Annotated in this window: 19 protein-coding genes; 9 read left to right on the forward strand and 10 right to left on the reverse strand. The window is 59.3% G+C overall.

The features are described from left to right. Positions 1-268 precede the first annotated feature (268 nt). The gene (gene speD / locus H1B27_RS08675; protein ID WP_197965741.1) at positions 269-685 is read left to right on the forward strand and encodes an adenosylmethionine decarboxylase; all 417 of its coding nucleotides are present in this window, start codon (positions 269-271) and stop codon (positions 683-685) included. Between the two features lie 131 nt (positions 686-816). Here speD and H1B27_RS08680 read toward each other — a convergent pair whose 3' ends face one another. The 3 genes from H1B27_RS08680 to H1B27_RS08690 all read right to left on the reverse strand — a co-directional run bounded on the left by H1B27_RS08680 (position 817) and on the right by H1B27_RS08690 (position 5332). Continuing rightward, the gene (locus H1B27_RS08680) at positions 817-3924 is read right to left on the reverse strand and encodes a MexW/MexI family multidrug efflux RND transporter permease subunit (RefSeq protein WP_197965742.1); all 3108 of its coding nucleotides are present in this window, start codon (positions 3922-3924) and stop codon (positions 817-819) included. Positions 3925-3969: 45 nt separating this feature from the next. Beyond that, entirely contained in the window at positions 3970-4353 is a 384-nt protein-coding gene (locus H1B27_RS08685) for an acyl-CoA dehydrogenase family protein (protein WP_197965743.1), read from the reverse strand. 367 nt (positions 4354-4720) lie between these two features. Further along, positions 4721-5332 (reverse strand): TetR/AcrR family transcriptional regulator, encoded by a 612-nt coding sequence (locus H1B27_RS08690; protein ID WP_197965744.1) that lies wholly within the window; start codon positions 5330-5332, stop codon positions 4721-4723. Positions 5333-5644: 312 nt separating this feature from the next. On the opposite strand from H1B27_RS08690, the gene H1B27_RS08695 reads away from it, so the two are divergent. The 3 genes from H1B27_RS08695 (at position 5645) to H1B27_RS08705 (ending at position 9957) form a co-directional block, all read left to right on the forward strand. Further along, a complete protein-coding gene (locus H1B27_RS08695) occupies positions 5645-7186 on the forward strand; it encodes an acyl-CoA synthetase (protein ID WP_197965745.1) in 1542 nt (513 codons plus the stop codon). 85 nt (positions 7187-7271) lie between these two features. Next, entirely contained in the window at positions 7272-8459 is a 1188-nt protein-coding gene (locus H1B27_RS08700; RefSeq protein ID WP_197965817.1) for a diaminopropionate ammonia-lyase, read from the forward strand. 589 nt (positions 8460-9048) lie between these two features. Further along, a complete protein-coding gene (locus H1B27_RS08705; protein ID WP_197965746.1) occupies positions 9049-9957 on the forward strand; it encodes a LysR family transcriptional regulator in 909 nt (302 codons plus the stop codon). Between the two features lie 168 nt (positions 9958-10125). On the opposite strand, the gene H1B27_RS08710 is transcribed toward H1B27_RS08705, so the two are convergent. The 4 genes from H1B27_RS08710 to H1B27_RS08725 form a co-directional block, all read right to left on the reverse strand. Then, a complete protein-coding gene (locus H1B27_RS08710) occupies positions 10126-10284 on the reverse strand; it encodes a hypothetical protein (RefSeq protein WP_197965747.1) in 159 nt (52 codons plus the stop codon). Next, a complete protein-coding gene (locus H1B27_RS08715; RefSeq protein WP_197965748.1) occupies positions 10284-10808 on the reverse strand; it encodes a PilN family protein in 525 nt (174 codons plus the stop codon). Before H1B27_RS08715 ends, H1B27_RS08710 begins: the two co-directional genes overlap by 1 nt. Before the next feature lie 1251 nt (positions 10809-12059). Then, a complete protein-coding gene (locus H1B27_RS08720) occupies positions 12060-12641 on the reverse strand; it encodes a GNAT family N-acetyltransferase (protein WP_197965749.1) in 582 nt (193 codons plus the stop codon). Between the two features lie 1110 nt (positions 12642-13751). Beyond that, on the reverse strand, positions 13752-15848 hold the full coding sequence (locus H1B27_RS08725; protein WP_197965750.1) for a prolyl oligopeptidase family serine peptidase: 2097 nt from the start codon (positions 15846-15848) through the stop codon (positions 13752-13754). Between the two features lie 1065 nt (positions 15849-16913). Between H1B27_RS08725 and H1B27_RS08730 the strand changes: the two genes are divergently transcribed. Both H1B27_RS08730 and H1B27_RS08735 read left to right on the forward strand, forming a co-directional pair. Further along, positions 16914-18329 (forward strand): M16 family metallopeptidase, encoded by a 1416-nt coding sequence (locus H1B27_RS08730; RefSeq protein ID WP_197965751.1) that lies wholly within the window; start codon positions 16914-16916, stop codon positions 18327-18329. Beyond that, complete coding sequence (locus tag H1B27_RS08735; RefSeq protein ID WP_197965818.1) at positions 18329-19696, forward strand: M16 family metallopeptidase; 1368 nt, start codon at positions 18329-18331, stop codon at positions 19694-19696. Before H1B27_RS08730 ends, H1B27_RS08735 begins: the two co-directional genes overlap by 1 nt. Positions 19697-20099: 403 nt before the next feature. Here the strand turns inward: H1B27_RS08735 and H1B27_RS08740 are convergent, their stop codons facing one another. Further along, positions 20100-20306 (reverse strand): cold-shock protein, encoded by a 207-nt coding sequence (locus H1B27_RS08740; RefSeq protein ID WP_197965752.1) that lies wholly within the window; start codon positions 20304-20306, stop codon positions 20100-20102. Positions 20307-20917: 611 nt separating this feature from the next. Between H1B27_RS08740 and H1B27_RS08745 the strand changes: the two genes are divergently transcribed. The 3 genes from H1B27_RS08745 (at position 20918) to H1B27_RS08755 (ending at position 23764) form a co-directional block, all read left to right on the forward strand. Continuing rightward, on the forward strand, positions 20918-22174 hold the full coding sequence (locus H1B27_RS08745) for a pectate lyase family protein (protein ID WP_197965753.1): 1257 nt from the start codon (positions 20918-20920) through the stop codon (positions 22172-22174). Between the two features lie 583 nt (positions 22175-22757). After that, on the forward strand, positions 22758-22976 hold the full coding sequence (locus H1B27_RS08750) for a hypothetical protein (RefSeq protein ID WP_197965754.1): 219 nt from the start codon (positions 22758-22760) through the stop codon (positions 22974-22976). Continuing rightward, entirely contained in the window at positions 22973-23764 is a 792-nt protein-coding gene (locus H1B27_RS08755) for a hypothetical protein (protein ID WP_197965755.1), read from the forward strand. Before H1B27_RS08750 ends, H1B27_RS08755 begins: the two co-directional genes overlap by 4 nt. Positions 23765-24107: 343 nt before the next feature. Here the strand turns inward: H1B27_RS08755 and H1B27_RS08760 are convergent, their stop codons facing one another. Continuing rightward, positions 24108-24500 carry a hypothetical protein gene (locus H1B27_RS08760; RefSeq protein ID WP_197965756.1) on the reverse strand — a complete coding sequence of 131 codons (393 nt, stop codon included), beginning with the start codon at positions 24498-24500 and terminating at the stop codon, positions 24108-24110. 17 nt (positions 24501-24517) lie between these two features. After that, positions 24518-24685, reverse strand: a complete 168-nt coding sequence (locus tag H1B27_RS08765) for a vWA domain-containing protein (RefSeq protein ID WP_197965825.1) — start codon at positions 24683-24685, stop codon at positions 24518-24520. Positions 24686-25313: the final 628 nt, after the last annotated feature.

The raw sequence follows: 25313 nt of genomic DNA on the forward strand, positions 1-25313 counted from the left end.
GCACCCGCAACCAACGGGTGCCTGGACCATGGTTGGTGCTCTCCTCACGAAAGCGGACTTGGCGCTTCGCCGGGCTACGGATACCCACGGCGCCGCCAAGCGCTAACAACGATCGCGCGCAGCTGATTTGTGCCTTTGAGACGACGCCAAGTCCTTATGCGGCATTGAGGTCATGAACCTACCGGCAAAACACGCCGCCTGATCACCTCGTCACCTAAATCCCGACTAGCTCATGTTATCGAGCCGTCAATTCAATGGAGATTTCTCAATGATTATTGATAACGAGCAAGAAGTACCACCGGCTCTGGCCACCGGTGCGACGCATATGCTCATCGAGCTATGGGGAGCGAAAAACCTCGACGATCCGGACCTTGCGGAAGACGCAATCCGAAAAGCCATCGATGCGGCGAGTGCAACATTACTCCACCTTCATGTTCATAAATTTTGTCCAGGCGACGGCGTCTCGGCAATAGCCTTGTTGGCTGAATCGCACATGACCTTACATACTTGGCCTGAGAGGTCCTACGCGGCCGTTGACGTTTTCGTATGTGGCGACAGCAATCCTGCGAGCGCCGTGCCGGTTCTGGTTGAGGCCTTTCAGCCCGAACGGTCGGACGTTCGGAGCTTTCGGAGAGGTGTGTCATCAAGCGAACCGGTTGGAGCAGGTAGTCGACCCTCCGGGTGAGTCATCGAGGTCGCGGCCTCAATCGAACGGCGCAAGCGGCTGCCCAGTGGTGGTGCCATCATCTCCGCCACAACTAGTGCTTGCTCCGGCCCGAATGCGCCCCTGGCAATGGCCATTCCCGCTTTGCATTTTCAATCGAGCGGCCTCAGGTCGGCCGCAGCGCCTTGGAGCCGCAACCCAGCTTCGCTCCGCTTGTTCCGCACGGACCCAGCCTTGGCGCGGTGGTCGGTCGCTAGCACCACATAGACCGCCGGCAGTACGAACAGCGTGAACAGCGTGCCGACCGACATGCCGGCGACGACCACAAGGCCGATCGAGAAGCGGCTGGCCGCGCCCGCGCCGGTCGCGGTCAGGAGCGGGATCAGGCCGGTCACCATCGCGGCCGTCGTCATCAGGATCGGCCGCAGGCGAATGCGGGCTGACATCTCGATGGCCGAGCGGCGGTCGAGCCGCTCGTTGACCTGGAGCTCGTTGGCGAACTCCACCATCAGGATGCCGTGCTTCGTGATCAGGCCGACCAGGGTGAGCAGACCGACCTGGGTATAGATGTTCATGGTCGCCACGCCGAAGAACAGCGGGATCAGGGCCCCGACGATCGCCATCGGCACCGAGATCATGATCACCAGCGGGTCACGCAAGCTCTCGAACTGGGCCGCCAGCACCAGGAAGATGATGATCAGCGCGAAACCGAAGGTGATCGCGAGCTGATTGCCTTCCTGCACATACTGCCGGCTGTCGGCAAGGTAGTCGTGGCTGAAGCCCAGCGGCAGCTCCTTGGCCTCGCCTTCAAGGAAGTCAACGGCCTGGCCGACGGTCACGCCAGGCATCGGCACCGCCGAGAACGTCGCCGAGTTGAGCTGGTTGTAGTGGGTCAGCGAATTCGGAGCGGTTGTGGTCTCGATCGACACTACGGTCGACAGCGGCACTTGCTGGCTGTTGCTGGTCGCTACGTAGTAGTTGCCGAGCGATTCCGGCGAGAGCCGCTGAACGCGCGGCACCTGCGGGATCACCTGGTAGGAACGGCCCTCCAAATTGAAGCGGTTGATGTAATTGCCGCCGCCCAGGAGCGCGAGCGCGCTGCCGATGTTCTGCATGTTGATGCCGAGGTCTTGCGCCTTGGCACGGTCGACGTTCACCTTCACGGTCGGCTGATTGAAGGCGAGATCGCTGTCGGAGACGATGAACATGCCGCTCTTGCGCGCGGCGTCCTTCAGCTTCTCCATCTGCTCATACACGGCCTGGAAGCCCGCCGTCGAATTGATCACCATCTGCACCGGCAGGCCGCCCGGCCCGCCCGGCAGCGGCGGCAGGTTGAAGGCGAAGGCCTGGACCCCCTCGATCTTGCTGAGCTCGGCCTGGACCAGCGACTTCAACTCGATCGAGGAACGCTTCCGTTCATCCCACGGCTTCAGCAGCATGCCAGCGATACCGTTCTGAGGGCCGTTGATGCCGTTGAGCACGAAGCGCAGATCGGTCTCGGGGAATTTCTGGAATTCCTTGTCGAGCTTCTCACCATAGAAATCGACATAGTCGATATTGGCGTATTTCGGCGCCTTGGTCACAGCGAACACGATGCCCTGGTCTTCCTCAGGTGCCAGCTCCTTCGAGGTGTGCATGTAGAGGAAGCCGACCAGCCCGAGGATCGTCACTGCGAACAGCCCGGTGACGGCCTTGTAGTCGAGCGAGCGATCGAGCCTGCGGCCGTACCAGCGCGTCACCGCGCCGAACACCTTGTTGACCAATTTTGCAAACCGGCCCTCTTCGGTGCTTTTGAGAAGCACCGAGCACATCATCGGCGACAGCGTCAGCGCGATGACGCCGGACACGATCACGGAGCCCGCCAGCGTGAAGGCGAATTCGCGGAACAGCGAACCGGTCAGACCGCCGAGGAAGCCGATCGGGGCGTACACGGCGGCCAGCGTGATCGTCATCGAGACGACCGGACCGACGATTTCTCGCGCGCCTTCCAGCGACGCCTGCACCGGCGTCTTGCCCTCCTCGAGGTGACGGTGGATGTTCTCCACCACCACGATGGCGTCGTCGACCACGAGGCCGATCGCGAGCACCATGGCGAGCAGCGTCAGCAGGTTGAAGCTGAAGCCCAGTATCAGCATCAGGGTGCAGACGCCGATCATCGACAGCGGAATCGTGACGACCGGAATAACGACGGAGCGGAACGAGGCCAGGAACAGGAAGATCACCACGATGACGATGATCACGGCTTCGCCCAACGTCTTCTCGACCTCGTCGATCGAGGACTGGATGAACTTGGTCGAGTCATAGGCGACCTTCATCTTCATCGACGGCGGCAAATTGCGCTCGAGCTCCGGGAACAGCGCGCGCACGCCCCTCACAAGCGTCAGCGGGTTGCCCTGCGGCGTTGCGTTCACGCCGATGAAGATCGCGTGCTCGCCGTTGAAGGCAACGCTCGCATCCGTGCTCTGGGCGGCGAGTTCGACTGTTGCGATGTCCTCCATCCGGACGAACCCGCCGTCCTTGGCCTTGACGATCAGCTTTTTGAACTGGTTGACGTCGGTCAGACCGGTGTTGGCGGAGATGTTCGAGACGATGAGGTAGCCCTTGGTCTGGCCCGCCGCGGACTGGAAGTTGTTGGCGGTGATCGCGGCCGCGATATCAGCCGGCGACACGCCGTGGCCGGCCATCTTCACCGGGTCAAGCCACAATCGCATCGCAAAAGTCTGGCCGCCCAGGATATCGGCGGACGCCACGCCATCGATGGTCGACAGCACCGGCTGCACGACGCGCGTCAGGTAGTCGGAGATCGCCGAGCCGGAGAGCTCCTCAGAGGAGAAGCCGATATACATCACCGCTGTGGTCTGGCCGGTGGTCTTGGTGACGACCGGATCGTTGGATTCTTTCGGGATCAGATATTTGACCGAATTCACCTTGGCAAGCACCTCGGTGAGCCCCTGGTTCGGGTCGAAGTTCAGCTTGATGTAGACTTGGATCGTCGAGCTGCCGAGCACCGAGGACGACGTGATGTAGTCGACGCCCTCGGCGGAACCGACCGCCTGTTCGATTGGCGTGGTGATGAAGCCCTGGACCAGGTCCGCAGACGCTCCGGGATAGACGGTCGTGATGTTGATGACCGTGTTCGAGAGCTTCGGATATTGCCGGATCGGCAGTACCATCGCCGCTCGCAGGCCGATCAGCAGGATCAGCAGGCTGACGACGACCGACAGGACTGGGCGCTTGATGAAAATGTCGGTAAAAGCCATCGCGGCGATCTCGAATTCGTCTGCTTGAATGGATGTGACCCGGGGTCAGGCCGGATCACGCGAGCGCGTTATCAGTAGCGCGAGGCTGGAATGGCCGGCGCGAGTTCGGACGAATCGGGAACGCCGCGAATGCAGGCCGAGCGGTCCGATGGCGACGACCTTGTCGCCCGCTTCAGACCCTTCGGCGCCTCCTTCGACAGCCGCGGCGATTTCAATAAGTGAGAGTGCGTAGGAAACATAGTCGGCGCCTGCTCCTCCGACCGATTCGGGCGCCATCATTCCCATAAGCCCGAGGCTCGCGAGTTCCTCGAACAACCGCGACGGGTATTGCTTGGCTTCTTCGTAATCGCGAGCGTAGGGCGCAACGCTCTCCCGCGCGAACTTGCGTACTTCGTCGCGAATAGCGGCTTGCGTTTCCGTCAGGATCACGACGCGCGCCTATCGATTATTCGCCAAGGCGGCCGCAAGATAGGGAGCACGACTGCGCTAAGCACAACAGGGAAAGGCAATGAAGTATCTGTCTTCATTATGTTTTCTGCCGAATTGACCGGCTCCTCCCCTGTTGAATTTCCGCGCTTCTGGACCGGCGCTAAAAGTGATATTGATGTCATATTACTGAAGAGAAGCCTCGTCAAGCCGACCTTGCGGAGCACAGGGCCAAGCCCGTCCACCTGATCTTTTGTGGGTGATTGTCAGCGTCGAACCCTGTTCGCGATCTCCGGTCAGATTCATGAACAAGCGGCGTCGCGCCTGCTTGGCTACGACACTCGCGCTCGTATCGATGGCAGAACGGATGCTAGTTGGGAGCAGCGGGGTCGTCTTTGGCGATACCAAACACGCCTCGATACCAGACCTTTGCGCAGTGTGACCCTATGTGCTCGATCGCCGCATCGCTTGGATCTTCCGACGCGAGATCAAATTTCATGTAGGCAACCTGCTCCATCGTGGCGCCGAGCACTTCAGCAGCCATCTCAGGATCGAGTTCGCGGCTAAGCTCGCCCAATCCCTGAAGCCGTGTCAGCCAGGTCGCGGTGCGCCTTACGAAGCGGCTACGTTCCGTGACATACAGAGACAGAAACGTGGCTTTCTCGCCGCGAGCCGCCGCCTCGCGCATGACGCGCAACAGCTTGCGATGCTGGGCATAGATCTTGAGATACGCGATCGTATTCTCAACGAACTCTGCTTCGGTTGCCTTCAACGAGCGGCCCGATGTTCGCTTGCTCGCAACGTAGATCTCGTCGACCAATGGCCGCAATACGGCCAGCAGAATCTCGTCCTTATTTCGGAAGTGCCGGTAGAAATTGCCGTAAGACGTTCGAGCAAGCTTGACGATGTCCTGGACGCGGGTGGCCTCGTATCCTTTGCGCGCGAATACGCGTGCCGAGGCGTTCAGCAGGCGCTGACGCATTGCCGCCCCCTTCGCCGTGGCAGGGGCTAACGGCTCTAACGCAGAATCGCTCTCCAGCATTTGCCACCCATAGCACCGCGGCTGCTTGACCACCAGCTTGGAACCCGGTAACATGACGTCAATGTCAGTTTAGAAACTAGGCTTGAATCGCAATCAGTTCAAGGCCGGGAGCTGCAGAGCTCGCCTGGCCTGTCGATGCAGCCAGCAGCCCCCGAGCAGGGGTGGGCGCCCTCGGGTGCTCGGTCGCGGCAACTCCGTTCGTATCCAAAATTTCGCCTCTCCATTGGAAAGGCGACATCCAGGGATGTGTTGATGTATCCGGGCACCCACGCGCTAACAAATCCCGACCGCGCTGCCCTCATCATGACGGCGACCGGTGAGATCGTGACGTACGCCGAATTGGAGGATCGGTCTCGACGGGCCGCAAACTGGCTCTTCGACGCCGGCCTGCGGTCTGGCGACGTTGTGGGAGTGCTCTCTGACAACAGCTCCTGGATTTTTGATATCTACTGGGCCACTCAGCGCTCCGGCCTGTATCTGATGCCGATCAGTTGTCGGCTGAGCTCCAGTGAAGTCGACTATATGCTCGAAAATTCCGGCGCGGCGGCGTTGTTCGTCGGACGTGGTGGATTCGAGACGGCATCAAAAATCGACAACCACGAAAACCTAAGGCACCGGGTTTGTTCTGAAGGAAATCTGGCAGGTTACGAACCGTACCAGCAGATATTGAGAACCGCTCGGACCACGATCCCGGCGTCTCAACCGCGCGGCGCCGACATGCTGTATTCGTCCGGCACGACCGGGAGGCCAAAAGGCGTGAGACATGCATTGCCGGAGCGACAGGTTTCCGACGCTGGCGACACAATGGTGCAGATGTTTTCGTCGAATTTTGGCTTCGATGAGAGGACAATCTATCTGTCCCCTGCGCCACTCTATCATGCCGCGCCACTGCGAACCTGCGCGACCGTCCAGGCACTGGGTGGCACCGCACTCGTGATGGACAGATTCGATGCCGAAGCCGCTTTGGCTGCCATCCAAGACTACAAGGTGACCCACAGTCAGTGGGTGCCGACCATGTTCGTGCGCATGCTTAAATTGCCTGAGTCAGTTCGGGATCGATACGACACAGTTAGCCTGCAGGTCGCCATTCACGCTGCCGCCCCATGTCCGGTCGAAGTCAAGCAAGTGATGATGAAGTGGTGGGGGCCGGTGTTGTGGGAGTACTACTCCGCCACGGAAATGAACGGGATGACCGTGATTGGACCCGACGAGTGGCTCCGGAAGCCCGGCTCCGTCGGTCGCGCCGTGCTTGGCAAGATTCACATCTGCGACGAGGACGGTAGTGAACTTCCAGCCGGTCAGACCGGTCTCATCTATTTTGAACGCGATAGGATGCCGTTTGTCTACCATGGCGAGCCGGAAAAAACACGGGCTTCGCAACATCCCGCACATCCGTATTGGACGACAGTCGGCGATATCGGACACATCGATGCGGAGGGGTATCTTTTTTTGACCGATCGCAAGGCGTTCATGATCATCTCAGGTGGGGTCAACATCTATCCTCAAGAGATCGAAAACGTTCTGGTGCTTCATCCTGCGATCGCGGACGTAGCCGTCATAGGAATCCCCGATCCAGATATGGGCGAACAGGTCAAGGCGATAGTGCAATTGCTGCCGGGCCTCGAGGGCAGCGATCGCTTGGCGGAAGAACTCATCGCCTTCGTAAAAAATCGTATTGCAGGCTACAAGGCGCCCTGCAGCATCGATTTTGTGCATGAAGTTCCCCGTTCACAGACGGGCAAGCTCATGAAGCAGGAGTTGCGCAATCGGTATTGGTCGGAGAAGGCAGCCTGACATCAAGCGCCTTGAATGGAATGAACCGCTCTGCAGCCTCGCTTTCGTATGTATGCCGCTGAATCTGGTCAACAAACACAACGCCATGTTGCTCCGCAATACGCTCAGTGATTATCGCTCGCCGCTCGATTCTTCCGACGCCGATGCTCTCGGCGTTGAGGCTGCTTTGGCGGTAGAGCGCTTTCTCCAGCATAGAGAGGGGACGGCCCCTACCCCGATGGTTTCACTTCCTGCCGTTGCGCGTCGTCTGGGTGTCGGATCCATTTACGTCAAGGACGAAGGACAACGGCTGGGTCTCGGTAGCTTCAAAGCACTCGGTGGGGCCTATGCCGTAATACAGATCGTCCTTGAGCTCGCTTCGCAACGATGGGGCCGTCCAGTGGACATTTCTGAGTGGCGCTCGCGGGAGGTCGCCACACTCGCCTCGGGTATGACCGTGACATGTGCCACCGACGGCAACCACGGCCGGTCAGTCGCACAAGGAGCCCAACTCGTCGGCGCGAACTGCGTCGTCTTTGTTCATGCTGGAGTCAGCGAGGCGCGCTGCCGAGCTATCGCGCGGTATGGTGCCCGTATCGAACGTGTTCAGGGCAATTATGATGATTCCGTTGCGTCGGCATCGAAAATCGCCGCCGAACGGGGCTGGATTGTGGTCTCCGACACATCTTGGCTGGGTTACGAACGGATCCCCCACCTCGTCATGCAAGGTTATACAGCATTGCTTCGTGAGGCCCTTGGCGCACTGCCGAAGCCTCCGACCCACGTATTTATCCAAGCCGGTGTCGGAGGGATCGCCGCGGCGACTGCCGCTCATTTTTCGCTTGTATTCGGAAACGACAGGCCCTTCTTCACTGTGGTCGAGCCAGCTCAAGCCGCCTGCCTTCTCGAGAGTGCCAGGGCCGGGCAGATCGTGCAGGTGCCACACGACAGACCAACTGTCATGGCAATGCTTGAATGCTACGAGCCATCACTTGTTGCCTGGCGCATTCTCACGCGTGTTGCCGATGCCTTTATGACTGTCGAGGACGACGAGGCGGTTGCGATGATGAAGGAGCTCGCTTTTCCCGTCGATGGCGATCCGGCGATCGTCGCCGGCGAAAGTGGCGCGGTAGGTCTCGCCGGATTGGCAAAGGTGGCGGGTGAACCAGCGTTGCGTGCGGAGATCGGGCTCGATTCAAATGCCTGTGTCTTCCTGATCAATACCGAGGGCGCGACTGATCCAGCGCTCTATGAGAAGCTCGTGGGCACTCGCCCCGAGCACGTGACCGGCTGAACCGGCGAAGGATCGCACATAACATGCCGAGTTGTCCGACCTTTATGATGTTTGCAGTGTCCACCCGTGACCGCGCTGCGTCCGGCGGTCGCGAGGCGACAGCGCTTTCGTCTTTTCACATGCCTTGCAATCACCGACCGCTGCATGGGGATTTCAAACACCGCTCTGCACTCTGGAATGGTTCGCGATTCCTTCGCCGGCTTGCAGATACAGTTCGTAACTGCAGTCGCCTGCTCGCGTTTCACGGCAAACCCAAAGCGAAGTCGGAGGGCTCCTCGATTCTTCGGAAGCAAGAAGCTGATATACGAAGGGTTGGGAAAGCTATACCAAGGTTTGCCGTATCCAACCCGGCGAACGCCTGTCGCTTCGCACATTGTGCAGTCTCTGGCGATACGGGCCTGCAATGACCCTGTGCTAAACTAGACGTTCGCATATAGTTTGAACTTCTCTCGGAACAGGTGCAGAAGTTCGTCATCATCCTGCTATGCCTCGACTCTAACTCTCCATCCAAGGTTTGCCGCGACTCCCGTGAGTAGGTAAAATCGATTGTTTAGATGGAGCACATCGACACGATGGATAACTTCGCGCCATGCGTTTCAACGGCCTTGACCTAAATCTTCTCGTCGCGTTCGACGCTCTCATGACGGAGCCGAACCTCACCGCGGCGGCGCGGCGAATCAATCTGAGTCAGCCGGCCATGAGCGCCGCCGTGGCCAGGTTGCGCACCTATTTTCACGACGAGCTTTTTACGATGATGGGTCGCAAGCTTGTTCCTACGCCGCGAGCCGAAGCGCTTGCTGCTCCCATTCGCGAGGCTCTGTCGCACATCCAACTCTCCATTATTTCGCCCGATGGATTCAAGCCGGCGGAATCGAATCGTCGCTTCAGGATCATCCTTTCCGATTTCATGATGACCGTGTTTCTTCGAAAGGTCGTGGACCGCGTCGCGCAGGAAGCTCCCGCCGTCTCCTTCGACTTGCTGCCGCCCGAAGAGGACCCCGATCAGCTTCTCCGGCGCGGTGAGATCGACTTCCTGGTTTGTCCGGAATTGTTCATGTCGCGCACGCATCCCAAAATGCCGCTGTTTGACGAAAGATGCGTGTACGTCGGCTGCCGCATGAACAAGCAGCTAAATAAGCCGCTTACGTTAGAGAGATACCTGTCGATTGGACAGGTTGCGGCCAAATTCGGGCGAACGATCAGACCGTCGTACGACGAATGGCTCTTGCTCGAGCACGATCTCAAGATTCGCATTGAGGTCGCTGTGCCGGGCTTTAGCCTGATCCCTCCTCTGCTGTTGGGAACTGATCGTATAGCGACAATGCCATCGCGGATGTTCAAGCATTTCGAGAACACAATGCCGTTGCGAATGATCCAAGCTCCGTTGCCGGTTTTTGCGTTCACCGAGACTGTCCAATGGCCTGCTCTTCACAACGCTGATCCGGCGAGCATTTGGATGCGGAGCATTTTTTTGCAGGAGGCGTCCCGCATCGCATGAGATCGCCTGAACTCGAACACGTGGCTTCGTTAACCACAGCACGTGGCGGTCGATGATGTATCGAGACATCGGCTCGAGAGTACGCATCCGCGCAGGACGTAGCCTGATTGGACTATCTGCAGTGCTTGAGCCGCGTGGGAAGTTCCTTGTCCATCCGGCCGAACTTGATCAGTAGTCCATACCGAAGTCGGTGAAGGCCTGGACCTCCTCTTCTCGGAAGACATGGACCCGATTGAAGCCCTCCTCGATCTCCATTTCGTTGACCGACGTCGCGCAGCCAGTCCTTGTTTCGGCAAAACCGTCCACCAGAAAGGCATCGCCCGACATCAACGCTCGTTGGTGCTCGGTTCGGAGATCAGTGGCGCGCCCCCGACCGAGACCGGCCCTTCTGGTTTAGCGGGTTGGACCGCTCGCTTGGCCGGCCTCGGAACCGGTGCAGCTGGCGGCGGAGAAGAAGGAGCCAGAAGAACGGAGGATGGGACGGTCGGTTTCTGCAACGACTCAATTCTCGATGTCAGCGCCTCGATCTGATCCGCCATGCGTTTCAAATCATCTTGTTGCGCGCCGATATTACGATTGATCTCTCCAATTTGATCACTTGCCTTCTGCTGCTCGGACCGAATCCCCAAAAGTGCCTCCCTGTCTTCCGCTGACAGGCCTGTCGTTGCGACGACTTCACGAGCCGACGGCTTCTCGAAACTTTCTTGGACATTGGTCCAAAAATAGGCTGCCCCGGCACACAGAGCGATGGATACGGCCGCGAGCGCGAAAAACGACGCAAACCGTCTGGACGACCTGTGTAAGACGGGCGGTGGTTCCAAACTGCTCACTTGATCAATCACATTCGTCATCCCTCAGCCTGCCACTCTCATCCGTGTTGGTTTGTCTCGTGACGCGATAAAGGGCGATGGTCAAGAGATCCCGGCGACCGAGGGCGCATCCTTGTGCAACTTTGTCCGATCGCTTGTTTTCATGAGACGAGACAACCGACGAGGCGAGCCCCGTAGCCCATACTTCCCTGAAACTGAACGATCCGGAGTTGCGACCCAACGAGTGAGCGGTGCCAAAGGGAGTGCCATCTTGCAAAGATCGCGCTCGCCGAGCTCCAGTGATCTCCTTTCGACAAGTGCTATTGGGAGCGCCTGTCTCCTCGCCGCCCGTCGTCGCCGCAAAAAGGCTTGGAGCAGTTCAACACCAGGGGCTCAATAGTCGCTATCGCATATTTGCGTATCCAATTGGCTTGCGCGGAAGATCCGTCGAGTTCAGCCCGTTGTTGGAAATGCCGGCATTTTCGCGCGCAGTCAAATGCTGCTGCTGCTTGCGCTTTAGCCGCGAATGGTCAGCTGCATGAAGAGATCGTGGGACCGCAATCCAGCGCTCCTCGTCGCCGGCTCGCTCGCTCAACGCTTTCTTGCGCAAAACGCAGACTCACGCACAAAAACTGCATCGTGAACGGAAAAATGCAGGCTGCAAGCCGCGTCTCGAGCGTAATTTCATCGCGACGATGGGGGGGCTTACGTTGACGAGGCTCGATGGCGCGTGGCGCAATCGTTAACTCGCATCTGATTCGTCTTCGGGATGTGCCCCTCCGCTTTACTCGATTCCGTTCGAGGGACCGGACGCCCGAAGAAGAACGCCATCTGGCAGCATGATTGATCGGCTGAGGGAAATCGAACAACTGTCGATAAGAATGCGAACTATCGGCAATCATTTTGCTGGCGAGCTTTTTGATAACGGGCCTGGACCCGCCTATCATCGCCGGACCCTACCGGTGCATGGGCTGTCATCCCAAGATGCGTACTGCATCAGGACACGTCCTGCCGCCACGGGGACATCCTACGCATACGCCAGCGCAGGCATCGATGCGATGCCGACCGTCTAGGCCGGCCAAATCCGAAATATAGTTGTCAGACACAGAAGTCGCCGTCGGAGTTCTGGCCCTTGTGAGGATGGCGCGGCTAAGCGCACTTCACGTTCGCAGCCTTGAATCAAGAACGTAGAAGGGCTTAGCGAGGGCGACACCAATGGGCATGTCTGCCTTGCCCGGTGAGAGATCAAGCGCGCCTGACGACGCGATATAGCCGCCGCAATCCGCGTAAGTGCTACACACAATTATGCAATGTTGGAACGGTTGAATCCGGGATACCGCGTCGCGGTGCGCGGCGCCGCCGAGGCTCCTGCCGGGTTGGAGCCGCAGGGCTACCCTGCCCTCGTGGGCAAGCTAGGCCGTGCAATGGCAATTTAAGGCGCGGGCCAATCTCTGAGAAGCCGAGCTTCAAGTACAATGCTGACCTGGGACTGCGGTTCCACATCGGCTGCCTTGGCGCCCCTACTTCGAGTTGGCCCCACCCTTTTGTTGTCCCAAGGGTAACGGCTGCGTCGATGAGCGCCATCGCAACACCAGATGATCGTTGATCCGGCACCACGTAGAGCTCAGTGATAATGCCATAGGTTCCGCGGGCAAAGAGGGCGGCGCTTTCCGATAGCATGATGAGGCCGACGGGGCGTTCCTCCGCAAAAGCAAGAAACCCCGAGATGCGCTCTTTCATGGCAAGCAGTTCGGCAACCAGTTGAGTATCTACTCCGGCGTCCACGTGACCGGCCCCAAGTTCGGCAAGCAGTGCACTAGCCATCCGAGTCACCGTTGCGGCATCATCGACCGACACCTCACAAGTCGTCACCATGTCACATCCTCCACCATGTAGTTCAGCGGCAGGAACGGAGCTGCCGCAGCTAACAACCCAAAGTAGATATGCTGATAACTTGAAGGTCCAATGACGCCTTCGTTCACACCATTGAGAGGTCGCTATATCCTCGCTTGCTGACGGTGGCTCAAGATTTAATGAAATCCGCCTTCTCGGCGATTGGCCGAGGTTTCGATCGTAGCCGGCCTCACGGCTAAAGCGTTATTCGACCAACGCAACATGGCTACCAGACACACTCCGCATCCTATGGCGACCCTATGTGTCGTTCGGTGGTATCCTGCTTTACTTGGCGAGCTAAATGAGCTCGGTCAGACTGGCGACCGATTGACGCAGGTCGCATTTTGCTCGATGCGAGCAGGCCCGCGGCTGTTTAATGCGACGCCACAATCGTTTATGGGGTATTCGGCGATCAGCGGAGTCAGCATGTGGACGCAATGTCAGTTAGGTCAACAACGCGCACGTCGGATACCATTGGCCGATAGTCTCAGAGAATGAACTACGGCGCGAGTCGAAGACGCACTCTTTTTTGTGTTGGTTGGAAAACCAACTTTCTTATATTTGCGACGAACGGATCGTTTGTTGCTGCGTGAAAACATCACCGCCTGCCACTACCGACGTGTCCGACCAGTGCAACTGTGTTGATCGCACCTCAAACAAATTCATCCTTGGCGGTTGCAGGCGTCCAACGAATTTGGGGGGAAGCTGAAGAAGGTGCCGAGGGAGCCTTGGTCGAGACACCATTTCTCCTCGATCCCGGTTCTCCGCTCGAAGTCGTGCTGTCTTGCTCGAAGCTGTTCCGCGCGCATCACTCAAGGCGGCCAGCTGTGACGTGCGGCAGTGTGGGCCGTGGTGGCGTTGTGCCGGACGATCTCGGGAAATTCGGCGGCGAATTTGCCGACCAGGAAGCACACACGCCTGTGCAGGCGCGGCGATGATGCTGAACCTGTCGCTCTCGGCTAGTTGCGCCGTTCTCACGTCGTTCTCACCTCGCCAGAGCCTGGAGCAGTGACGGTACTGCTTCTCTTGTCTGCTCCCAACATTTCAGTCCCGCTCGATCAGCGCTCGCCATAGGTTAAGGGTGAAGCTCGCTTAGACCTCATCGTCCAACCAGCCGATTTTCCTCTTCAGGAACTGAAAACCAAGCACCTGAAAACTGGCATGCTCCTTGTGGTCCCTGCCATAGCCGTGGCCGCCCGCGGCTGCTTCGTAGAAATAGGCCTCGTAGCCCATCACCTGAAGCTTTGCTACCATCTTGCGGGCGTGTCCCGGATGAACCCGATCGTCCCGCCGCGTGGTGGCAATCAGAATCGACGGATAGCTTTGGCCCGGTTTGGCCGCATGATAAGCGGAATAGGTCTTGAGCCATTCCCACTCCTCAGGCTTGTCGGGATCACCAAATTCCGCGATCCAGCTCGCACCCGCAAGCAGCTTTGTGTAGCGACGCATGTCGATCAGAGGAATCGTGCAAAACAATGCGCCAAACCGCGCAGGATAGCGCGTGAGCATATTGCTGATGAGGATGCCGCCGTTCGACCCACTTTCGGCGGCTATCCGCCTCGGCTCAGTCACGCCCCGGCGCACCAGATCGGCGGCCACGGCCGCGAAGTCATCATGCGATAGTGTCTTGCCGGCAAGCCGTCCGGCATCGTGCCAACGTGTGCCGAACTCGCCCCCACCGCGCAGGTTCGCCTGTACGGTGGTGCCACCACGCTCCAACCAAAGCTTGCCAAGGGCCGGATTGTAGTACGGCCTCACTGAGAGCCCAAAGCCGCCGTAGCCGCTCATATGGACCGGCGCGTTGCCGCTGTCCGCGGCTGGACCGGTCTGTACATAGGGAATCCGCTCGCCATCGATCGAGATCGCCTCGTGCTGCGTGACCACAAGGCCCTCGGCGCTAAACGTCTTTGGCGCCTGCTTCAGCACGATCGGGCTGGAGATGCCGCGTTCGATCAACATCAGCGAAGGTGACGTGAGCGGATCCTGCACGGTGGCGAGAAGGTCGCCGTTGCTTTCGGATGGATGGCTATCGAAGGGCCACACGTCGACCACGCCGATGCCGGGCAGCCCGCGCAAATTCTCGTGGCTCCAGCCGCCGGACGAGGGCGTGCAAGTCTCGAATACTGGGCGTAGCTCGTCGAGGATGGAAAGGACGAGTTTGTCGTCGGCCCAGAACAATCCCTGCAGAGCCCGGCGCGGACCCGGCGCGAAAACGATCGTGAAGTTGCGATCGCCGGCCAGAAAGGCAGACAACGACATCCCAAGCACCGTATCGGGCCCGTGGGTGACGCCGGCAATGGTCCATGCTGAGCGCAGCTTGACCACAAACCAGTCCCGGTGCACTCGCAGCCAGATGTCGGAGGGAAGGTCGAGCTTCACACTCCCCCCGGTTTCGGTTCCGAGCCAGACGTCGACGTTGAAGAAGTCCAGGTGATCGAAGAACCAGACACGCGGCCATTGTCCAGTCCGATCGACTTCGCAACAGGCGCACATGCGATCTGGTGTGGTCTCGAACACCACGGCGGCGCGCTCCACAGGCTCGCCACGGCGCCACAATCGCACGGTCCTCGAATAACCCGCTGTCGTTGCCATGCCGCTGCCATGTGCGCTGGACAACAGCAGCGTGTCGGGATCGATCCAAGTGGCGCCACTCTCGGCTTCCGGCAACGTGAAGCCGTCGGCCACAAAGTCTTTCGCATTAAGGTCGAATTCGCGCAAGACGACGGCATCGCTGCCGCCGCGCGACAGGCTCACAATGATTCGTGGATGATCTCCTGGCAGCGAGGCAATTGAGTTCAAAAGCCAGTCCTCGCCTTCCTTTGCCGCGAGCTGGTCGATATCGAGCAAGGTTTCCCAGGAAGGATTCGGCTTGCGAAATTCGTCCAATGTGGTCACTCGCCACAGGCCGCGTAGCTTGCTGGCGTCCCTCCAGATATTGTAGAGATGGTCACCACGCCGCCCGACATAGGGAATATTGTCCGGTCGATCATAGATCGAAGCCAGTGCATCGCGATCCCGCTTGAAGGCCGCTCCGCCGAAGGCCCGCAACGTCCTGCCGTTCTGCCGCTCGACAAAGTTCAGCGCCCGTCCGCCTTCTATCTCTTCCAGCCAGAGATAGGGATCGTCATCGGGAGCGGAGAGCGTTGGCCTTCCGGCTTGCGCCCTTGTCGTCGATCTTGCTTTCGACACCGTTCACTCCCATGGCTGGCATTGGTGCGCACTTTTCGATGCGCCATCGAGACTTGCATCAATTGGTTTGATCGCCACACCGAGCCTACAACCTAACGCGGCATGCGATTCAAGTCCTTCTTTCGACGTGACCGCTGCTCCGCAGATTGGGTCATTGACGTTGGCACCGCGCCTTCAGCTCGTCGACGAGCAGCAGTTGGTCCTTGGCGCTTTCATCCTAACTTTCATTCGGCGACGCATGCATTGGAGAGATTTCCGGCCAAGAAGCCGCAAGGATAGTCGACCCAAGCAGATACGCTGCAAAATGGATGTAGGCATAAACAAGCGACGCGCGCGGCATTCTGCACCGCCGTCAACTACCAATGTTGGTAATTGACGCCGACGGCAGCGCGTCGTTGCTGGTTAATGATCTTCTGCGGTGCGACCGCGGGGGGCCCATTGCGCGGTTTACCAGGATGCGTGGTTTACCAAGTCACTTCAGTGATGAGCAATCTTTATCCGTCCGGTGCCGTGACCCTGAATGGGTGCCGTATGCAATGGGAGCATCGACTCGCGTCAGAACGCCGGCGTTTCAGCACAATCTTCGCATCACGTCTGTCAAAGGGTTTCGCTGCGCATCTCCGCCTATTCAAGACCAGAAGTGAGCGCATCGTACAAGGATAGAGGGCGACGCATCCAGAACGCAAATGAACAACATTGGCGTTGTCCGATACATGACCATGTTGGAGACGCAACATCGCTTGTTCGAACTGCCCTTTAGTATTTGCGAAGTTTCCTCTTTGGCACGGCTAATGCTTTGGACGATTCGCATCGCGTTGGACCGACATGGTCCTGCAGAAGCGCGCAGACTCTCGATTGGAACATCCGGGAGTATAGAGCAGCCGAGAGATGACAATCGCTCACCACCAATTCCTCTTTCCTGACGAACTGCAATGGAGCTTTTGAACAGCCATGCCGATCCAGCAACTGACGAACTATGTCGATGGCAATATTGGAGCTAAAAGCCGGGCGCTCTACCGCGCTTTCTCCTGGGATCTTTGGGTTCGGATGTTTACACGAATCTCAATGTCCTCGGACCGATCGGCGGCATACCTTCTTGCTGCACTGCTCACGAGTTGCAGTCTTTCTACCGGCAGCGCACTTGCCGAGACGACGCTCACGTCGGCGCCGCCCGCCAGCTTCACGCTCAGCAACGGGCTTCAGATCGTGGTGATCCCGGACCATCGCACGCCCGTGGTCACGGAGATGATCTGGTACAAGGTCGGCTCCGCCGACGAGACGCCCGGCAAATCCGGGCTTGCCCACTTTCTCGAGCATCTGATGTTCAAGGGCACGGAAAAGCACCCGATCGGCGAATTTTCCAAGACGGTGTTTCGCGTCGGCGGCAACGAAAACGCTTTCACCTCACTTGATTACACCAGCTACTTTCAGCACGTCCCGCGCGAGCAACTGCCGACGGTGATGGAGTTCGAGGCCGACCGTATGAACGGCCTCATCCTCAAGGACGAGAACGTACTGTCCGAGCGCGACGTCGTGCTCGAAGAGTACAACATGCGCGTCGCCAACAGTCCCAATGAGCGCTTGAGCGAACAGATCATGGCCGCGCTCTATCTCAATCATCCCTATGGCCGGCCCGTGATCGGCTGGCATCGGGAGATTGAGAAGCTCGGCCGCGAGGACGCGCTCGCCTTCTATCGCCGCTTTTATTCGCCGAACAACGCGATCGTCGTGATTGCCGGCGACGTCGAACTCCCCGAAGTCCGCGCGCTGGTCGAACGCAATTTCGGTCCCATCCCGGCCCAGCCCGCGATCCCGGCGCAGCGCGTCCGCCCGCAAGAGCCGGAACCGGCAGCCCCGCGCACGGTCACGCTGACCGACCCGCGCGTCGAGCAGCCCGTCCTGCACCGCTACTACCTGGTGCCCTCGGCGACGACGGCCGCGGCCGGCGAGAACGCCGCGCTCGACGTGCTCGCGCAGTTGATGGGCAGCGGCAGCAACTCCTATCTCTACCGCGCGCTCGTCGTCGACAAGCCGCTCGCGGTGTCCGCCAGCGCCAGCTATTCCAGCATCTCGCTCGACCCGACCCAGTTTGCGATCTCGGCCTCGCCGAAGTCCGGTGTCAGCTTCGCAGATATCGAGCAGGTCATCGACGGTGTCATCGCCGACATCGTTGCGAGCCCAATCCGCGCCGAGGACCTCGAGCGGGTCAAGACGCAGCTCATTGCAGGAGCGATCTACGCCCAGGACGACCAGGCGGCGCTAGCGGGCTGGTATGGCGGCGCGCTGAGCACCGGGCTCTCGATCAAGGACATTCGAAGCTGGCCGGACCGAATCCGCGGCGTGACCGACGAACAGGTCCGTTCGGCTGCGCAAAGTTGGCTCGATAAGAAGCGCTCGGTCACCGGCTATCTGATCAAGGACACCGCTACCGCCAAGACTAACGCCAAGACTACCACCAAGCGCGAGGAGAAACGTTTGTGATCGATCCCATCCTTTACGCCCGACGCATCGTCCTGTCGTTGGCCGCCGGCGCAGCGCTCGCTTTGGCTCCGGTTTCGCCCTCCAAGGCCGCCGCAAAGATCCAGCGCCTGGTCTCGCCGGGCGGCATAGAAGCCTGGTTCGTACAGGACGCGACCGTGCCGCTGATCGCCATGGAATATTCCTTCGCCGGCGGCTCGGCGCAGGATCCCAAGGACAAGCCGGGCGTCGCCTTCCTGGTCAGCGGCCTCCTCGGCGAAGGTTCCGGCGATTTCGACTCCAAGACCTTTCATGAGCGTCTTGATCGCCGCGCCATCGAGCTGCGCTTCCGTGCCACCCAAGACAGGTTCCAGGGCAGCCTGCGGATGCTGCGCGACAATAGGGACGAGGCCTTTCACCTATTGCGGTCCGCACTGACCTCGCCGCATTTCGACGCGGCCGATGTCGAGCGCATCCGTTCCCAAGTCATCTCGGGCCTGCGCCGCGAGACTACAAACCCGACCTCCCTCGCAAGCCGCAAATTCCTGGAGATGGCTTTTGGCGAGCACCCGTACGGACGGCAGACCAACGGCACGCTGGAGAGCGTGCCGACCATCACGGTCGCCGACATGAAGGATTATGTCGGCCGCGTGCTGGCCAAGGACACGCTGAAGGTCGCGGTCGTCGGCGACGTCGATCCAGATACTCTCGGCAAGCTGCTCGACGAGACCTTCGGCGCCCTGCCAGCAAAGGCCAATCTAGCACCGGTCCCGGAGATCGAGGCGGCAAAGCCACCGCAGCGCGCCTTCGTGCCGCTCGACGTGCCTCAGACTGTGATCACCTTCGGCGGTCCCAGCTTCAGGTGCGACGATCCGCACTTCATGGCGGCTTATGTCGTCAGTCACATCCTGGGCGGCGGAATGTCCTCGCGGCTCTTTCATGAAGTCCGCGAGAAGCGGGGTCTGGCTTATTCGGTATCGGAATCGCTGCACTGGATGGAGCATTCGGCGCTGTTCATCGGCAATACCGGCACGCGCGCCGACCGCGCCGGCGACACTATCGACGCCATCGACAAGGAGGTACGCCGCATCGCCGAGGAGGGACCGACGCAAAAGGAGCTCGAAGATGCCAAGTCCTACCTCAAGGGCTCGCAGATGCTGGCGCTCGACACTTCCTCCAAGCTGGCCGATGCGCTGCTGCAATACCAGCATGATAAGCTGCCGATCGATTACATCGAGAAGCGCAACGCCATTGTCGATGCGGTCACGCTGGACGACGCCAATGCGGCCGCCAAGCGGCTGTGGGGCCAAGGCCTCCTCACTGTCATAGTCGGCCGCACACCGCAAGCCGCGGCGCTGCCTGCCGCCGATCCGGCGCCGAAGTCAGACTGATTGGGCGCACATCGATGGCTGGGCTTGTCCCGGCCATCGACCTCATGACCCGCGCCGTTCTTGGTGATTCCCGGCGCCCGTGCTGGTACAACCCTGCTGCGGTAGTCCCGCGAAACGGCTATCGCCGACCCGATATGCTGACCCGGCTTCGCCTGCGCCTCAAGCGCGGCCCGACAAAGAACAACAGAGACGTCGAACGACATCTGCTGGCGAAGCTTCCCAACTGGCAACTGTGTTGACGCCGGCTCGGAGCCGGCCCTTCTGTTCGAAAACGATGATCGATATCCCTGTGGGACAAGGGTCGCCAGAGACTTACTTTGAAAACGTGAGGCAGGTCATGAAAGCATAAGGCGCACGCCATTATGGCACCTGGGCCTCCGCCCCGCTTGCCAAAGCAGAACTGCTAGATGAGGCGCAGGTTTTCGGCTGATATTTTCCCCGAGCGGCCGATCTTTGGTTCGTAGCTGATCTTGTCTCCTTGTGGGAGTAAGACCAGGCCAGCCTTCTGCACCGCAGAGATATGAACGAACACGTCACGGCCGCCGTCGTCCGGCGCGATGTAGCCGTAGCCTTTACTCGGGTTGAACCATCTCACGATTCCAATTGCCACTGTCTTTGCTCCCAAAAACGACACTGAATCACGCGCTGCGATCGAGCAGCCGCGTTGCTCACCTCAGCAACTCGCGTGCCGGTTCCAACGCGCTGTAGATAGGTGTAGAAGGCCGGGGTGTTTCGCGCGAATTCGCGGAATTCCTTGTCTGTCGTTCTTGAGTGCCACGTACGGATGTCTTCAACCCGACAACACTGATACGACAAGATACGAGGGCGATGACTTCGGCCCCTCTCTCCTGTACTCATTTGTCCTGTGCAGACGACATCACGAGACTCGCTGGACCGCCTTATCCAAGTGATGTTGATTGCAACTGACGTTTGGCAGCGGTCCATTGACCAGGAGATCTCTAGGGCCTCGGGCGAGCCGCTCGATCATCGGTACTTGAGTTTCGATGGGAATGCGTCATCCACCGCCACACCACGGAAAGTGTGCGCTACTTTTCAGATTCTTCTTGCGGCATGCTAGGCTAATGTATTTAGACGGCTCACAGGATCGGCACCGTCGAGCCGGGATTCCAGCAATGCCACCAAGACTCGATCCGCGCGGCTGGCCGTTGGATCAGACGACGGGTCGTTTCAACGTTTGTTTCATTTGCCGATGGAGAGTCGATGTCTACGAGGCAAGCGGTGTGCCAGCTGAAACGGTCATTGCGAATGCTCGCTGGACTCGCCGGAATTGTTGGGATCTCCTGTGCTATCGCAGCGAGCAATCCGCGACGGGACAGCGCACAGGGCTTTGGTGCTGGAACGACGGGCGGCCTGGGAGGCGAAGTGGTTCAGGTCAGCTCACTCAAAGATCTGACTTATCAATTGTGTCGTTCGTACAGCTCTGGACTCTGCAATGACGATAGCCCGCGCGTTGTCCTGATCGCCGGGACGATAGACTTCACAGGCACGGAAGGGCGTGGCGAGGGTCCAGGTTGCCAATACAGCAGCACCTGTCAGACGCCATACAAGGGTGAATCGCTTCTCCTCCTGGATGGGCTCGATCCGCACTGCGACGGCAAGCTCAAAATGGAAGTCAGCTTCGACAAAGCGGGCAAGCGTCCCCTGGAGGTCGGATCAAACAAGACCGTGATTGGCGTCGGATCAAACGCTACAATTAGGGGCAAGGGACTGCGACTGAATGGTGTGAGCAACGTCGTTGTCCGCAACCTGACCATCCGTGACATCAATCCCGGCATTGTCTTCGCGGGCGATGCAATTGCGATTTCGCGAGCGAACCGGGTCTGGATCGATCATAACCGTTTTCATAACATCGGGCGCCAGATGATTGCCGGCGGCCTTGGGGCGACGACGAATATCACGGTCTCGTGGAACGATTTTGATGGCAGGGATAACTACTCCTCGTATTGCAACGGAGCGCATTACTGGAACCTGCTTTTCCTTGGCAGTCCTCAGTCGATCACGGTTGCCAACAACTACTTCCATGAGGTCTCCGGACGGGCTCCGCACATTGACGGTCTACGGTCGGTCATTCATCTGGTGAACAACTACTTCCACAACACCGAGCTGCTGCAGCACAATGGATTCTTCCACGCCCTGGATGCCGGACCGTCTGTTCAAGGCCTGATTGAGGGCAACTACTTCGACAACATTGAAACCCCGATCAGGGCCGAGAGTGGGCATGTCTTTGGCGCGCTCGGAGGCGTAAATCGGGAAATGCAAGACCTCTGCCTAGCCATGCTTGGACGCATGTGTGTGGGCAACATCGCAAGGCCCGCGCCGCGCATCAATGGATTCCGGCTGGATGAAAGCGTCATTGGATCTTTTGGCGCTCTTCCGAAGGCGGCTATTCATCGTCCCCTCCAGGCGGATGATGTCCCGGCATTGGTCACCGCCAACGCGGGTCCCGGACACCTTTGACTTTTCCGATAGGATCCAGCGAAGCTGAAACCGCGCGCACACATCTGGCCGAAGGTCCCGCGGAATTCTCGCTCTTCCGGCAGAACCAATTGCCGGTCAGTGACAGCTTCGCTTCAAGGAGCGCCTTAAGCGTTCAGGCCAGTCGATCCTCACTCCGGGACGCATGGATTTCTTGCAAGAGTGCAACCGCCTCGAAGCTTTCGCGGGTCTCGTTCGGCCTCCTGCTCGCCCAAGTCTCGGCCCACGAAACACGGTCTGTCTGAACTGATTGAGACCTCATCGGCAGCTGCCGTTGGTCCAAAGACAAATGCCCGGCTTACGTCGACGAAAGCAGCTCTTGCTGCGCCGCGCCGCTTCAACGGGCGAACACAAAAAAACTTCCGGATGCGGCGCCCTATTCCTGCCGTTGCAGCCAAAGAACGCATTTTTCCATCGTGAATGCGGGACATTTAGCGGTGCTGCGGCGAAAACAATGGAATATCTCAGGTCGAGAGAGCTGGCCTGAGTAATTGGATAAATAGTTTTTCGAAGCGACGGCTTGACTTCACGTCCTTGGATCCGGGGCGGCCAGTGAGAATGCATTATGGGGCAGGAATTCTACAGAGAACTGGCGCAGCAGGCCCGTGATCTCGCCGAGCGGGCCGATCCGTTCACCAGGCAGCGGTTGCTGAAGCTGGCCGGCAGCTACGACGTGAAGGGCGGAAATCTGGGGCGGTCGCCACGGCCGACGGAGCGTCCGCTGCCGATTCCGCGTACCACGCCGCCCGCCTCGATCTTTTCAGGTCCGGGCGAGGCGGGATGAAGTTCGGTGCAGGCCACCCGTTCGCTGATCCGGAAGCGGCGGCACGCGAGCGATCGCTGGCGGCATCGAGCCCAATCAATGGTCCGTTCCTTTGCGATGCCAGCGGCACCGGCAGCGGTTTCCGAACGGGCCTGACATTCGCGGTCGAACGGGGCTGGATCAAGCGGCATGAGTCCTGCACGCATGTGAGGCTGACCGGGCTGAGAAATTGGATCTCTACTACTTGTCGAGCGCGAAACAAAGCGCTCTCGGTCGCTTCGCTGGAGCCGACCGACCTTGAATGGATCGCAAGCTTCAGTCCGATCGGCTGGGCGAAAAGCATCATCGACGGGCATTGGATGGATGACGGCCATGATGGAAGACAATTTGGCTCGCATGCGCACACATCGGAACACCATCCATCGCCACAGAAGACTGCTGAAAACCAAGCTCACCGAACAAGACCGGCAGTACGTCTGCAGACGTCTGTCGGAGGAAGAGTCGGCGCTCGAGAGCTTGCGAGCGGCGAGTTTTCCAATGGTGTTCACCGAGAGCTCCAGGCTGATGACGTCAGCCTCCTAGCCGGTACGGTCGTGTCGATAGCGGCGGACTACGCGCACAGGAGCGCCGCTATGGCACCCACGTCTGCGAGTTCATATATCGGCTACAAACATCGGAGTCTTTTTTGGATGCGTGGCCTAGTGATTCTCTTTGTGGCCTTTGTGATTATGCTGGCGGCGCGCGGTCAGCACAAGATTGGTTTCGTGCCGCATCCAACCGCATCCATGCCACCGGTCAATGTGCCCTAAAGCCGAAGGTTTGGACCAAACAGCGCGGATTGCGCTACAACTTGCTTCCGTCTCTCCGGGAGCTCGGACCGGTTTGATCAGGCGGAGCCTCGCTTTTCAAGTTGTCTGAGGACCTGCAGGAAGTGGGCAAGCCATGCCTCAAGCCATGCGTCAGTTGAGGCATTTGTGCTGCTGCGATCTGCGCGCGCTCGTCTCATCACCAAGGAAGATTTGAGGACGGCTGTTTTGACGCCCTCAAAACGAACGGGACCCAGCGCGTATACTGGATTATCGGCGCGGGCTGACGCCAGCCTTGATCCTCTGAGGCTGCGGTCCGGCCGAATGTCCCGCTTGTGCGAGCGGGTCAGGAAGCGTTTGCGCTTCTTCGCACGTGGTCGGAGCGGCGGCGCTGCCGCCGTCCGCGCCGACCTGAGTGCGCGAGCACCGGCAGCGGGGCCGCGGGGATGGAGTATTCAGGTGGATCTTTTGCGGGCTCCGGACGGCTGGGGCGCGCTTCCATGAACTCCAAGACGGCGCGTCCCTTTTCCGTTATGCGCCAGCCGCCGTTCATACGTTCGATCAGGGCTTGCGAGAAGATGTCAAGGTCGGGCACGAGCGAACCCAGTCGTCGAGTGCGTTCGGCCCAATCGCTCCCGCTGGTCGCCAGGATTGCCATGTCGCGCTTTAGGTCCGCCATCACGGCAAACCCGTCCGGATAGCTCACCAGGATCTTAAGAACTGTGACCTGGAAGTTCACCGCCCGCCCTCTTGTAACTATCGCCACATCGTCAGCGGCTTCGACAGCGCGTCGCGGCGAACCTGCGGTACACTGTCGGACGACGTCTCTCCCTGAGTGGCTGCTTTCAGGATTTTTGAGACGACATTGGTCAGGCCGTCGGTGTCGTACCGGGACACATACTCGCAGATATCGTCAACAACCATGCGCATCCGAGCAAGTATGACCACCTGAATGCCATAAACTAGAACTGGTATAAATAGAATAAGCCAGAACCCAAGCTACGCCTCGGGATCGCAAGCTGCAACAGCCCCTCGAGGATACTGGTCATAGTCCGAGGAGCCACACCGCATACAAGACGGCGACTGGGTGCAGACCACGTCCGGGGTACATCGGGTTCTAACGCCGTATGGGCCGCCATCTCGCTCCGCGCAGTGCCGAGTACTCCCACGGCATTGCCCCCGATGATAGGCCGTTGGCCCGGACGTCAGGAACCGCCGGCCGATCGGCACCGATCATCAACATCGGCATGAGTTCGCGGGATCCAGGCGGCTGCCGGTTGCCGCCGATTACCCCAAATGACGATGCTGCTGCCGAGCAGACGCCGACGGCACCATCATGACAACCATCATCATCATCGACGTGTCGTTAGGCCGCACAGCATCAGAATAGCTTCTAGGCGCCATCCGCCGCACCAAGGCTGTTGCCGTTTGCGGCCTGGTTTCAGTTTCGGCGCCGTTCTATGGCCGGATGCGCAATCGGGCGTCTTCCCCGGCTCGGTGAAAGCAACGTTCGGATCGCACCAATTCACGCGCCGCGGCGTCGATCAGGCCT

It is taken from the genome of Bradyrhizobium diversitatis (assembly GCF_016031635.1).
GTDB classification, from domain to species: domain Bacteria; phylum Pseudomonadota; class Alphaproteobacteria; order Rhizobiales; family Xanthobacteraceae; genus Bradyrhizobium; species Bradyrhizobium diversitatis.